This window comes from Limosilactobacillus reuteri subsp. porcinus, assembly GCF_036621895.1.
Lineage (GTDB): Bacteria > Bacillota > Bacilli > Lactobacillales > Lactobacillaceae > Limosilactobacillus > Limosilactobacillus reuteri_J.
In genome coordinates, this window is the sequence record NZ_LN887472.1 from 1152 (window position 1) to 15204 (window position 14053).

Consider the following 14053-nt stretch of genomic DNA (forward strand, 5'->3'; position numbering starts at 1 on the left):
TCAAAAATTGGTTAGTGTAGCGAGCTCCGTCTGCACCAAAGTAATAAGTATTTCCCCAGTTCTTGTAGTAACGACTTTGATACATTACTCCATCATTATCGAAGTAATAGACTTTGCCGTCTCTTGTCAAAAATTGGTTAGTATAGCGAGCTCCATCCGCGCCAAAATAGTAGGTACTACCCCAATTATGATAGAACTTATTTGTAATTAATGAATTATTTGCATCAAAATAATAAAGTTGATTATCATTTGCAGTTAAAAATTGATTACGTAAAGGAATTATCCCCTGATTATTTACCCAGTAATCTTTCCCATTAACATTTAAGTTTTTATTCTTTATTAAGGCACCATCGTTACCGAAGTAATAGGCATTTCCCCATCGAACCATATAACGATTATCCCAACGAGCTCCGTCTGCGCCAAAGTAATAAGTATTACCCCAATTATTATAAAAACCATTATCTAGCCGAGCACCATTAGGCTGAAAATAATAAGTTCGACCCCAATTACTATAGAAATCATTTTTAACTAGCTGTCCTTCTGAGTTATAGTAGTATGTATTATTATTTATTGTTGGAAAAGTATTAGGAGCTCCTGTTTCAGGAATAGTTTGTTGTGCTACATCTTTATTTTCAGTTGCCTCAGGCTTAACCGGTGTCTGATTATCACTTTGAGTATCAGTTCCAGTACTATTATCATTACCTCGTAGAGGGTTAGTATTAGTAGGAGTTCCAGTAGCTAGAGTATCTGCAGCAGGTGTCTCATTATTAGGCACCATATCTGCATGCGCTATCGAACTTAGACTAATACCTAGCCCTAGCGAAACTGTAGCAATAGCAGCAACACACCATCTTTTACCGTTTTTATACATTTTAAAATGTTCTTTCATTACTATCCTCTCCAATATCCTCTTAAATACAGTTTCGATAATATTATATACCTTTATATTATTTTAGTTAATTTATTAAAACGATATGACAATTTATTGCTAACGTAATTCAGTGCTTTATTAAAGATAATTCTTTTTAGGCAATCAATTAATATACAGATTACAAAAACAAGAAACGAATAATATAATCCCATTAGTAAGTAAGATTGCCAATTTTGTATATATTGTTGAGAATTAATTAAATGTTTCCATAATATAATTCTAACGAAAGAATTATCATGAATTAGATAAACTCCAAACATCGAATTAGCTATATAGTTAATAATAGATATTCGACCAATGTTAATATTCTTAAACATAACAAATAGCGTAACACCCATAAATAGTGAAAACGGATTATTCAATAATGCCATGTTTTGTGTTAAAACGTTGTACATATTCTTATTATTTAAACTAATTATTAACAAAATAGGTAAAATAGCTGAAATTATAAAACTAATACTTGTTATAAAAAAGCTGTTAGACCAATTAGGATTATATCTTCTTATATAACCAGCAATTAGGTAAAGTTCACAAAAATAATTACTTTCTGTATAATTTGTAAAATTAATATTATCAATTTTACCTGGAAAAATATTGCCAATTATTGCAAAAACATTCCAAATTAAGAATAAAAATGAAATTATTAACAATAATTTTTGTTGCGTAATGTTATTTAAAATCATGTTTAAAATAGGCATTAAAAATAACATTACTATATAACTAATTACAAACCAGTAATTACTTGGTAAGGGAAATGGTAACCACATATCAACATTTTTTATTGGCTTAATATAATTTGGAAACCATGTGATTACTATATAATATATAACAAAACTATAAAATATAGTTTGAATCATTAAATTAACTGGTCGATTAAAATTAAATTTCTTATCACTTAAAAAGTAGGCCCCAATAAGCACAAATGCTACTACTCCGGCTTTTCCAATAATTAGCAAATAATTATACACTACTTGTACTGAAGCTCTATGCATATCAAATTGTTGTCCATTAAATGTACCATGATAAGCAAAATGATGAATCAAAATCATAAACATACTCACTATTCTCAATAATTCAAAGTTAGATAATCGTTTATATTTTTTCAAAAGAATTCTCCCATAATTTATTTTCTCACAAAAAAAGACCGGTAAAGCAAAATCACTCTTTTGCTCAAGCCAGTCTTTTTATAACGTTAAACCGTTGTTACAGCACCACTACCATTATATTCTGCCGCAACTTGTCCCCAGGTTAAGTATGAATTAGCTCCATGTCCAAATGGGCCTGAACCTGAACTACCAGCTGGTGAATTAACACTATAGTAACAGGGATCATATACATGGAAACGCCCATTGCTTATTCCAAGAATTACTTTTGCATGGTTACGCCATGCATAAGATGATTCATAAGCAGAGAAACCATAATAAATTACAGGATGACCTGAGGCTACCCAGTTATATATTTGCGATAAACTACTTCCTGATATATCTCTTAATCCACTATCCCATTGGCGACCATAGTTTACTAAATCTCTAGCAGGAATAATATGAGTAAAACCGCCACCAAATACTCCTCCTCCTTGAGGAAGATGTGTATATGCATAGTATAGCGGTAAATTAATTCCTTTGATACTTGTTAACATTTGTAAAGCAGCAACTGAACAACCTTCAGGAGCATAAATAGGAGTAAATTGGCTTTGATAACGTACTGAATTTAAGATTCCTTGATTATTTGCATAGTAATCATTACCAAAGAGCATTATAAAGCCATTTGTCAATAATGCACCATCATTTCCAAACCAGTAATTGTGCCCCCAATTAGTATATAGCCGATTATCCCAGCGAGCACCATCACTTCCAAAGTAATAAGTACGACCCCAGTTATTATAGAATCCATTATCTAATCTGGCGCCATCTCCTTGGAAGTAATAAGTCCGGCCCCAATTACTATAAAAATTATTATCTAGACGACTTCCATCCGCTTGGAAATAATAGGTCCGGCCCCAATTACTATAAAAATTATTATCTAGACGACTTCCATCCGCTTGGAAATAATAGGTCCGGCCCCAATTATTATAGAATCCATTATCTAATCTGGCGCCGTCTCCTTGGAAGTAATAAGTTCGACCCCAATTATTATAGAATCGGTTATCCCAACGAGCACCATCATCGCCAAAATAGTAAGTACGACCCCAGTTAGTATAAAAAGTATTAGTATTCAAAATACCATCATTGTTAAAATAGTAAGTATTTTGACCAATAGTCTTTATTCCCTTAACTAATTGACCATTTTCATAATAAGATTTCTTATCACTTGTCCATCCATTAGGCACTTTATTTATTTCTGAAGAATCTGTGGACTGTGGAACAACTGGTTGTTGGATTTGTTTATTGTTATTTAAATTTAAATCTCTTAAATCATCTTTATTTGCAACATTACTGTTATTACTAATATTTTGTTGCTTTGTACTGTCTTGAACTTGAAGATATTCAGAATTATTAGTCTTTTCTACAGCTGAACCATTTTTTTGATTAGTTGTTGAAGTATCCACTGCTACAATTGCATTTGGCTCTACTTCTGAATCCGCATTAACTGTTTTAGTTGTTAATGTTGTTCCCGCAATAACAAGTGTACTTAGCAGTGCATAACGCCATATTTTCCCTTTTTTAAACATCTTATAATGATTTTTATTTTCCACTATTAACTCCCCCATCTAATAAAAAATCTTTATTGATTATATACCTTAATTATCATTTTGTCTTTACGAACTTTTGCCAATTCTAAATATTAATTAAAATAAACTGTATACTCTCCAAATATTTTCTTTTTAAAGTTCGATATATCATTAATTTTTATATCATTTGGAATAATATAAACGCTGTTTTTATTCAATTTATTCAAATTTGAAAAATCAAAATACCATTTTCCGATACGCCTATAGGAATTGATATCACTCCCATTTGTAAATAATTCTTGCCCTTTTTGCTTATTAAATTGATATGGCGACATACCAGTATAAAAAAGATAATAAATGTACTGACACCTACGATTAGATAAAATATAATGTTGTTCATTCACATTAAGTTTTTTTGCAAATTGAATAGCTTTTCCATAATCTTTTGAACACACATTAGAGTTTGGATCAAAATCATTAATAATTATTGAGTTATTTTGATAATAAAAGCTATATAAAAATACAAACGTAAATATTATAGAAAAGCATATAAATCCATAACTAAAGTAATTATTTTGTAATAGAACATCTATTCCCCTAGCACTAAAATATAGTAATACAATTATTACACCATTTAAATGAGTTAGAGTTGCTCTTACTAAAATAATTAATAAGATTGATGATATACCAAGAAATAAACTAAGCAAATCTAATTGTGTTGAACTCTTTATAACCACTATAAATCCTACCATTGAAAATAATATCAATCCTACCAGTAAAGAATTTTCTCCTGGTGTACTAAACCATATTAAACCGTCATTACCATTATTTAATAAATTAAGGGCATTTACTCCATTATCTATAATTGCTTTTAATTTGTTTCCACCATCTGAAAAGACAAATTGTCCTGCTCTACTAGTTTTTAAATACGGAATTGTCATTCCAAATAAGTTTATATTTCTCTTCAAAACATAATTATTAATGACAAAAAGTAAAATTGGTAAACATGTTATAACATTCACCATAATTCCAATAATCCCCCATCGTGTCATCTTTCTATATCTAATTAGATATAAATAAAATAATGGTGTAAAAATTATTAATAATACCCAATATCCAGAATAGCTATAAGCAATCAACGATATTAATACAGAGATTTGTAGTATATAACATAACTTTGGATTGTTTGAAAACAAATAAAACGTGTCAATTAGAAATATAAGTAAAATGGGTAGAAGCATACTTTCTATTGCTAATTGATTAATTCTAATCGTGAATGGAATAAGGAAAAAGCAATAATTTAGAATTAAAATAAACGACTTGCTCTCTTTTACCTTAGCTAAAACAATATTTGTATAGACAATTGCAACTATACTCAATAGTACTATTGGTAAACGTACTGAAAAAACTGTTAAACCTAAAATTTTAACGAAAGGAATAACAATTAGTGGATATAAAATATTCATTCCACTACCCCATGCATAAAGATACATAGGCCATCTGTTAAGTACTATATCTTTACCATATTTACCTAGGCTATTAGCATTTACACCGACCATAGCCTCATCCATATTTAGGCCCATTCTATCAAAATTATATAATCTTAGAAAAATTTCAAAAAACATAAATAAAAAGATAGAAAACCGAAATACCTTTGAAGTATTCTTTAAGGATACACTAAATAATAAAGATATTACTGCTGATATAATAATTGAAAAAAATAAGTTCATAATTTCTTACGATATCAATCCTTTTTACTTATAACCACATTAATTGTGTTTGTAATTCCTAATGAAGCTAATACAAAAATATATGGTAAAAATTGAATAAGATATCTACTTCTCCCACCTTCAAATATTAATAGAAAAATCATTCCACCTATAACAGTATATTTAAAGAACTGAACTTTTAATTCTTTTAATGGCAAACTAAGAATTAATCCAACTAAAACTATTACCCATATAAATTGATTTATTAACGCATATCCCTTCCAATTTTGTCCAGATTCAGATGAAGTAAAAATTTTTTGAATTTTATTAATAAAATGATCATGAGAATTTTCAAAGGGAATTAAAAAGCCCACTCCTTGCGCTTCATTTCTCCAACCAAATGTTGCATCTGAAGTATTACTAACTTGCTTAATAACTAAAAATTTAAGATAATTTGTTGGTCCCATTTCATCTAACTTTTTTGCAGCGCTTTCTATATTCATTTGATTCCGCTTTTTTGGATCTTTTATATCAAAATTTTCTTTTGTATTTTGGGGATCATACCCCCCCTTCTCAGTCATTCCCATTACTATAAAGTGAGACATCGGCATTGTCATTCTACTTTCAATATTATAAATTTCATTATGGTGTTGATAGTATTGAAGAAAAGAAAAACTTATCCCAAATGACAATAAAAAGGCTACAATAAATTTTATGTTTTTTCTTACACTTACACGTTTTACTGCTATAGATAAAATTCCAACTATAATTAGTGCTATATAAGCTATTACTAAACTTGGTTTAATAAAATATCCTATTACACTTAATACACCTAATACTATGCATAAACAATAAGTTTTAAGTATCGACCGATTACCAAAGAAAAACGAAAGAGTATAGAGTATTAATGAACTAATAAAAAAGCCTAGTGTATCACTATAAAAAATAACGACATATGGAGATAGGACTATTAATATCCATGAAAAAAAGCCTACTAAATATGCGATCTCTTTCTCTTTAAATATTCTTCTTATTGCATTTATTAAAAAGATAAATGATAAATCTAAAACTATAATATTTATATTATTTAAAACCGTAGTTAATTCTTTAAAATTACTTAGATTAAGAACTTCAAATATAAATTTTTCAAATCTAAATAAATAAAAAGTATTAGGATAATAAGAAAAGTACATCATCCCTAACCAATTTTTTTGACCCGAGGCTGCTCGAGCTACAATACTCGTATCCCACCAAGTATTGCCACTTAACGCCTTAACTAAAATAAACTGCCAACAAACCGTTAAAATAAGGAAAATAAATATTATCCATCTTCCTGATCTAAGTAAAATTTTTCTAAGAGATTTACTTTTTATAAAGGAATAAGTAAAAACACTTAGGAATACCAGTGTCCAAAACATAGATTTAGTTATAGAAGCAAAATCATTGGGGATAAGACTAATGGCTCCAATAACAGAAATAGAACTTAATATAAATAGCAAAAGATTTAGTAATTTATTACTTGATTTAATAAGCATTATCCTATCCTTCTACAACTTCGCTGTTAACTTCACATCAGGGTACTTTTGCTTAAACCAATTTTCAGCAAATTGATTTTCAAACAAGAATAGGGGCTGATCATGGATATCCTTGACTAAGATGTTTCGTGATGACGACATCTTTTCATCTAATTGGTCTGGATCAATCCACCGAGCAGTCTTAGTTCCCATTGGTTCCATCACAACCTCGGAATTATATTCATTTTGCATCCGGAACTTGAATACCTCAAATTGCAGTTGACCAACAGCACCGAGAATATAATCGCCAGTAGAATAACTCCGGTAAAGCTGGACAGCCCCTTCTTGAACTAATTGATTGATTCCCTTGTGGAAAGACTTCTGTTTCATCACATTCTTAGCAGAAACACGGACAAATAGTTCTGGCGTAAATTGTGGCAACTTTTCAAATTGAATATCTTTTTTACCATTGTAAATAGAATCACCAATTTGGAAGTTTCCGGTATCATATAAACCAATAATATCACCAGCAACAGCTGTCTCAACATTTTCACGGGTATCGGCCATAAATTCAGTTACATTTGATAGCCGCATTGGTTTCTTAGTCCGTGATAATGTAACATCCATCCCCCGATCAAATTCGCCGGAACAAATTCGGACAAAGGCAATTCGATCACGGTGACGAGGATTCATGTTAGCCTGGATTTTAAAGACAAAACCAGAAAATTCGGGATCAAGGGGCCTAACAACATCCCCGTCCTCAGTTTTGTGATCACTTGGTGCAGGGGCAAACTGTAAGTAGGTCTCCAAGAAAGTCTGAACTCCGAAATTAGTTAAAGCAGATCCAAAGAAGACCGGTGTTTGGTCCCCCTTGGCAATCTTTTCTCGATCGAGTTCATTACCGGCAACTTCGACCAGTTCCATGCCGTCCATTGCATCTTGCCATTCACCATCACCAGCTAATGGATTATCGCCCTTAACATTACCGTCTTCATCTAATAATAAGTAAGGATCGTTTTCATCAGCTGGGTGAGTCAAGGCAACACGATGGTTAAAGCGGTCATAGATTCCCTTAAACTGGTGACCAGAACCGATTGGCCAGTTGATTGGGTAAGTCTCAATTCCTAATACATCTTCAACTTCATTTAAGAGATCAAGTGGTTCACGGGCATCCCGGTCAAATTTATTCATAAAGGTGAAGATTGGAATTCCCCGCATCTTACAAATTTGAAATAACTTCTTAGTCTGCGGCTCGATCCCCTTCGCACTATCAATAACCATCACAGCGGAGTCCACCGCCATTAATGTCCGATAAGTATCTTCAGAGAAATCTTCGTGCCCTGGAGTATCCAAAATATTGATCCGCTTACCTTGGAAATCAAATTGCATAACAGATGAGGTAACAGAGATTCCCCGCTTCTTTTCAATCTCCATCCAGTCTGACTTTGCAAAATTACCGGTCTTCCGTGCTTTAACGGTCCCGGCTTCACGAACTACTCCCCCAAAAAGCAAGAGTTGTTCAGTAATCGTTGTTTTCCCGGCATCCGGGTGAGAAATAATGGCAAACGTACGCCGTTTATTAACTGCTTCAGCAAGTTCTTTTGGTGACATTAATTTTTTCCTTTCCTTATTTTATTCTCGTGAAATATCTCTACTATATTATTACACTTTTTTATGAAAGTCTATTCTTAAAAAAGTTACAGAAAGTTTAAAGTATTGAGATATATTTGAACTTAGGATTAATTTTCTGCTATATTAATAAAGTTAGAACTTATTTTTATTGAGGTACTTAGTATATGGATAATAACAATAACAACGAATCGCGGGAACATTACCGTAAACGGATGGAAGAACGTATCCAACGTGACGTTAATGAACGCAAGCGTCGAGAACGCGAGGAAGCACACAACAGACGTGAAAATCGTTTACGACGAGAAGAAGAACAATCGTCACCCGATTATCAACCACCAAAAAAGCATCACTACCGAACGCCAAATTGGGTACGCGCTTTAATTGGGTTATTAATTTGTCTAGTAGTGGCCGGCGGGTTTTACGAATATCATAAAGTTCACTCAGTTGCCAAAGGGGTGTTTGGCGCTGGTGATGGAAAAATTAGTAAAAAGTTACAAAAAGGTGAACCAGTTTCCGTCCTGGCCATGGGAACAGATGTCGGGGCTTTAGATCGTGGTAACAAGGGTGGTAATACCGACTCTTTGGAACTATTTACTATTAATCCAAAAAAGAAAACAATTACTATGACTAGTATTCCTCGTGATATCCTAGTACGGGTTGAGACTAGTGATGGCCCTGATTACGTTAAAATCAACGCTGCTTATTCAATCAATGGACCAAAGCAAACTGTAAAACAAGTATCAGAATTACTTGATGTGCCGATTGATTACTATGCGGTTATTAACATGGGGGTTCTCGAAAAAGTTGTTAATTCCGTTGGCGGAGTCGAAGTTGATAACCCATTTGCCTTTGACTACGAAGGCCACCACTTCAAGAAAGGTAAACAACACCTTAATGGCGCAAATGCGTTGAAGTATTCCCGGATGCGGTATGATGATCCAAATAATGATTATGGTCGTCAAAAACGGCAACAACAAATTCTAAAGAGTGTCATTAATAAGTTCAAGGCTTCAGGTTCAATTGGTGCAGCTAACAAGATTTTAGATGCTGTTGGGGATGGCGTTAAGACCAATATTCCAATTGATGATATTGCGACCTTGTATGGTAACTACCACGGCGCAATGAACAATGTTAAGACCTACCATTTCCAAGGACAAAACGCAACGATCGAAGGAGTCTCCTTCCAGATTGCTAGTCCTAAAGAAATTAACCGGGTATCAAAACTAGTACGCGCTCAACTTGGCTTAAAGGCTAAAAATGTTGTTAACCACGAAACGAAGATGTACAAGTCACAACCACACTATAATGGCTACAATGAGACTGACTTTATCCTTCCTGGTGGTGCCAGTTACAATGATCCTGGTAGTGGTAATGGAAGTGATGAAGTTATTGGCAGCTCTCGTTCATCCCGACGGAGTACAAATGAGAATGAATCATCTTCAACATACACAGCGGGTAACAATGAAAGCTATAGTGAATCTCGAGCAGTTCCGACAACTGGAAATCAAACACCGACTGCTCCTATCCAGCATCATTATTCTACCCCTCAATACCACACTTATAATGGTTATCATTCAACTTATACCCATCCAACATATGGTAATCATTATGGATATACACATCGGTATTATTAATAAAAAAGCATTTTCGCAAAATTTGGACGAAAATGCTTTTTTATTATTCATTTTTAGTTTTATCAACAGGATGTTCAATTCGATAAATATCAAAGAAGTATTCACAAACAGTCTTGATAACGGCATAGAATGGAATACATAAAATCATCCCCCCGATTCCAGCAATATGGCCCGCAGCAAGTAATAACATAATGATTGTTAATGGGTGAATCTGAAGCGTTTTCCCGATGATATTAGGATAAACAATATTTCCATCAACTTGTTGAACAATAATCACCACCACAATTACCCAAATGATCTTATTTGGTGCCATCGTTAAAGCAACAAATAATGCTGGAGCAATCCCGATATAAGGTCCGATATATGGAATGATATTAGTCAAACCAGCAACAATTCCGAGAACAATTGCCAGCGGCTGACCAATAATAACGTAACCAATTGAGGTAAATACACCGACAAATAAACATTCAATCATTTGTCCAGAAATATAGGAAGATAGAGTTGAATTCATTTTACCAAGCAAGTCATTTACTTCTTTAGCATGGTGGGGAGAAAGCCATTTTTGAATACTTGGAATAAGTTTAGAACCATCCTTAAGCATATAAAATAGCATTACCGGAACAGTAATTGTTACCACTGTCACGTTCGTCAGCATACCAATGATATCCCCGACCCGTGTTGATAGGCCTTGCAAAACCTTTTGCGCATATCCTGCTAGTTGGTGATCAAACTGTCGGTAATATGCATTTAGATCCACATTTCGCAAGAATGAATGCTCAATTGTATCATTAATAAGGTGTTGAATTCCCGTGACTGTCTGCGGCATATTACGTACTAATGTTGAAATTTCCTTTACAACTGGTGGAATTAACATGGCAATTCCACCAACAACAATTACGATCAATAAAAGTACGATTAATAAGCTAGCAATCCCACGATTCATATGAAAACGCCCAATTTTGATCTTCATAAAAAGCTTTAAGACTGGATTTAGCATATAATATAGGAATCCCGAGATAATCAATGGAACAAAAACTACTGAGATAAATGTTAAAAACGGCTGAAAAATAAACTGAATTTTTGTACACATCCAGATTAGAGTTGCCACTGTTAGTAATAGCAACGGCCAAAACAGCCAATGATAAAATTTTTGCTTAGACATAGTTACTCCCTAAAAGAAAAAAGAATCAGTAAGTCTATTATAAAAGACTCACTAACTCTTTTAAATTATAAAATTAATTTTCTGTAACAGAATTTGCAGTCACGTGGTACGTATGACCATTTCCACTAACAGTCCAATTATTAGTACCATTCTGTGTAGCAGTATAACCATCAACAGAATCAATAGATGGTAAATCACTTGTTGATTGACCTGCAATTCCACGATTATTTAATTGATTACCAATATGTTCTTTAACAATGTTACGTGCATCAGTTGCTGTCATTGTAGCCTGTGAAGAAGTACTGGAGTTTTGCTTAACAGTTGATGTTGCACCCGCTCCACTTTCTACTGACGAAGTACCTGATACGGAATACTTCATAGATGAGGAGCTATTGGTACTTGTGGAAGAATCATTTTGAGATGAATTCGTCGCATCACTAGCAGATGAATTAGAGCCATCTCCCTTATTAGTAGTTGTCTTTTTATTAGCAACCTTATCAGATTTCTCTGTATGCTTTTTAGTTACCTTACTTGAAGATACATCCGAACTACTCTGTGAATTTTCTTGAGATGAACTACTTCCACAAGCAGCTAATGTTAACATTAATGATCCAGCTGCAATAGTAGCAAATAATTTTTTGATTTTCATTTATACTTTCTCCTTGTTATTCTTTATTTAGTTATTATAACAGATTTTTGATCTACTAAAAATTATAAAGTAATAAAGAAACTTGGCTTAAAGTATCGAGAATATCCAACTTTTACAACATCGCCTGGTTCTGGCGCATGAACATAGGAACCATTACCCAATGAAATAGCAACATGGTAAGGGGCACTATCACTACCAAAGAATAGTAGCGAGCCCTTAGGAGCATTCATAACATCACGTTGATGTGTACCGAGAGTGGCTTGTTGGTAAGTGGTTCGGTAGTTAGAACCTAATCCATATGCCCATTGAACTAGCCCAGAACAATCAAATCCAGCAGGAGTATTTCCCCCCCATACATACGGTACACCTCGTTGTGACAAAGCGCGATCAACTTTGGAATCTACATTATTCTTTTCTGACAAAATTCCTTCAGCATCAGCATGGTATTTCTTACCATTAACCGTTACATCACTATTTTGAATTAGAGCACCGTCATTACCAAAGTAGTATTGATGCCCCCAATTACTATAGATAGAGTTATCTAGTCGAACACCATCATCACCAAAATAGTAGGTATGTCCAAATGCATTCATGAATTTATTATCCCAGCGTGCACCATCATCACCAAAATAGTAGGTATGTCCAAATGCATTCATGAATTTATTATCCCAACGTGCACCATCATCACCAAAATAGTAGGTACGACCCCAATTGTTATAAAAATTATTATCTAAACGGCTTCCATCCGCTTGGAAGTAATAAGTACGACCCCAATTGTTATAAAAGCCATTATCTAAACGGCTTCCATCCGCTTGGAAGTAATAAGTACGACCCCAATTGTTATAAAAGCCATTATTTAAACGGGTTCCATCTGCTTGGAAGTAATAAGTATGGTTATCTTGATCTAAAAAGTAATCTTTTTGTTGTTGTCCCTGATCGTTGAAGTAATATTGTGCACCATTAATATCTTGAACACCAGTGGCTTTTTGACCATTGCTGTAATAATAGGTATTACCATCTTGTTGTTGCCAACCATTTAATTGATTATCTGTAGCTTGTGGTGTTACTGCAACTGGATTAGAAGCTTGATTTCCATTGTTAGCATCTTGTTGTGGTGCTTGATAAGTGGTATCTGTACTTACTTCGTTTTGTTCATTAGTAACCGTTTGATCAGAAACTTCAACTTGTTGTGAAGTTACCGGTGTAGCAACAGTATCTGTAGTATCAGCATTTGCTACACTAGTAGTTGATACTCCAAAAGCAACTGCTACGGTAGCAATTGCCATGTAGCACCAATTTTTACCCTTCTTAAACATTTTGTAGTGTTTCTGTTCTTCCATTATTAATGAATCCTACCTTCCGTTTTTTCTTTCGATAAATTTAACGATTATTACTTTATCATAAAAAAAGAACTTATAGGCAAACTAAGGTACATTGTTAAGTAACAATAATGTTTGCAATAGTAATGTAATGAAAACGTTACATTTAAACTAAAAGACAACCTACACTATAAAAGTATAAGTTGCCATGTTATATATCTAAAAAATTATAAACTAAATGCTACACGATCATAACGTGTCAAGTCATAAGTATTAATAACATTTCTTAGAGAATTAGTATAAGTTGATGCAGTAGCATATCCATCGGCTCGAATTAAGTAAGTAGCCGTGTTAGCATCACGAACACCAATTAAGTTATGATACCGACTATTTTTAATTAAGAAATCAGTATGATCTTGAACACTGGCATTGTTATCTGGATAACGACGGAATGCATCGTTAATCAATACCATTCGACCACCATATTCTTCATATGTTGGCATATTGACTGACATACCATTATAACTACCTTTAATACCAAATAGATTATGGTACGTTGATGCTAGCGTTGATTTTCCCCATGCACTTTCTAAAATCGCTTGAGCTAATGTTAGTGAAGGTAAAATTTGATGCTGTGCCCATCCTTGAATTGCACCATTAACAATACTACCAATAAATGCATTATTTGAACTTAATCGACCTTGATTATCAAAGGTTAAGTCTCCATAGCCTAAGTTAATTGTAGTATTCGTGGCCCTAGATCCATCACTACCAAAATAATAAACATTACCAAAGGCGTTCATAAATCTATTATCCCATCGGGCGCCATCGT

Annotated in this window: 11 protein-coding genes; 1 reads left to right on the forward strand and 10 read right to left on the reverse strand. The window is 33.4% G+C overall.

Going from position 1 to position 14053, the window contains the following annotated elements; genetic code table 11:
- From AACL61_RS08335 to AACL61_RS08360, 6 genes are all read right to left on the reverse strand, one after another.
- A partial coding sequence (locus tag AACL61_RS08335; protein WP_339111235.1) for a KxYKxGKxW signal peptide domain-containing protein occupies positions 1-889 on the reverse strand: 889 nt, incomplete at its 3' end.
- A 53-nt stretch (positions 890-942) separates the two neighbouring features.
- Complete coding sequence (locus AACL61_RS08340) at positions 943-2037, reverse strand: acyltransferase family protein (protein WP_102816645.1); 1095 nt, start codon at positions 2035-2037, stop codon at positions 943-945.
- Positions 2038-2123: 86 nt separating this feature from the next.
- Positions 2124-3626, reverse strand: a complete 1503-nt coding sequence (locus tag AACL61_RS08345; protein WP_180977146.1) for a C39 family peptidase — start codon at positions 3624-3626, stop codon at positions 2124-2126.
- 89 nt (positions 3627-3715) lie between these two features.
- Positions 3716-5173 (reverse strand): hypothetical protein, encoded by a 1458-nt coding sequence (locus AACL61_RS08350; protein ID WP_087215975.1) that lies wholly within the window; start codon positions 5171-5173, stop codon positions 3716-3718.
- Positions 5174-5346: 173 nt separating this feature from the next.
- On the reverse strand, positions 5347-6846 hold the full coding sequence (locus AACL61_RS08355; RefSeq protein ID WP_087215979.1) for a glycosyltransferase family protein: 1500 nt from the start codon (positions 6844-6846) through the stop codon (positions 5347-5349).
- A gap of 12 nt (positions 6847-6858) precedes the next feature.
- Complete coding sequence (locus AACL61_RS08360; protein WP_087215981.1) at positions 6859-8436, reverse strand: peptide chain release factor 3; 1578 nt, start codon at positions 8434-8436, stop codon at positions 6859-6861.
- 185 nt (positions 8437-8621) lie between these two features.
- On the opposite strand from AACL61_RS08360, the gene AACL61_RS08365 reads away from it, so the two are divergent.
- A complete protein-coding gene (locus AACL61_RS08365) occupies positions 8622-10091 on the forward strand; it encodes an LCP family protein (RefSeq protein WP_087215983.1) in 1470 nt (489 codons plus the stop codon).
- Positions 10092-10134: 43 nt separating this feature from the next.
- Here AACL61_RS08365 and AACL61_RS08370 read toward each other — a convergent pair whose 3' ends face one another.
- The 4 genes from AACL61_RS08370 to AACL61_RS08385 form a co-directional block, all read right to left on the reverse strand.
- Complete coding sequence (locus AACL61_RS08370) at positions 10135-11253, reverse strand: AI-2E family transporter (protein WP_087215986.1); 1119 nt, start codon at positions 11251-11253, stop codon at positions 10135-10137.
- Between the two features lie 73 nt (positions 11254-11326).
- Positions 11327-11902 carry a hypothetical protein gene (locus tag AACL61_RS08375; protein ID WP_339111236.1) on the reverse strand — a complete coding sequence of 192 codons (576 nt, stop codon included), beginning with the start codon at positions 11900-11902 and terminating at the stop codon, positions 11327-11329.
- A 62-nt stretch (positions 11903-11964) separates the two neighbouring features.
- Entirely contained in the window at positions 11965-13242 is a 1278-nt protein-coding gene (locus AACL61_RS08380; protein ID WP_102816650.1) for an NlpC/P60 family protein, read from the reverse strand.
- 206 nt (positions 13243-13448) lie between these two features.
- Positions 13449-14053: glycoside hydrolase family 73 protein (locus AACL61_RS08385; RefSeq protein ID WP_231125401.1), on the reverse strand; the 605-nt coding region annotated here is incomplete at its 5' end.

Excerpts from the sequence above, each read along its gene's own strand:
- AACL61_RS08380 (WP_102816650.1), bottom strand. The coding sequence starts at position 13,242 with ATGGAAGAACAGAAACACTACAAAATGTTTAAGAAGGGTAAAAATTGG.
- AACL61_RS08365 (WP_087215983.1), top strand. The coding sequence starts at position 8,622 with ATGGATAATAACAATAACAACGAATCGCGGGAACATTACCGTAAACGG.
- AACL61_RS08360 (WP_087215981.1), bottom strand. The coding sequence starts at position 8,436 with ATGTCACCAAAAGAACTTGCTGAAGCAGTTAATAAACGGCGTACGTTT.
- AACL61_RS08375 (WP_339111236.1), bottom strand. The coding sequence starts at position 11,902 with ATGAAAATCAAAAAATTATTTGCTACTATTGCAGCTGGATCATTAATG.
- AACL61_RS08370 (WP_087215986.1), bottom strand. The coding sequence starts at position 11,253 with ATGTCTAAGCAAAAATTTTATCATTGGCTGTTTTGGCCGTTGCTATTA.
- AACL61_RS08350 (WP_087215975.1), bottom strand. The coding sequence starts at position 5,173 with ATGGATGAGGCTATGGTCGGTGTAAATGCTAATAGCCTAGGTAAATAT.
- AACL61_RS08355 (WP_087215979.1), bottom strand. The coding sequence starts at position 6,846 with ATGCTTATTAAATCAAGTAATAAATTACTAAATCTTTTGCTATTTATA.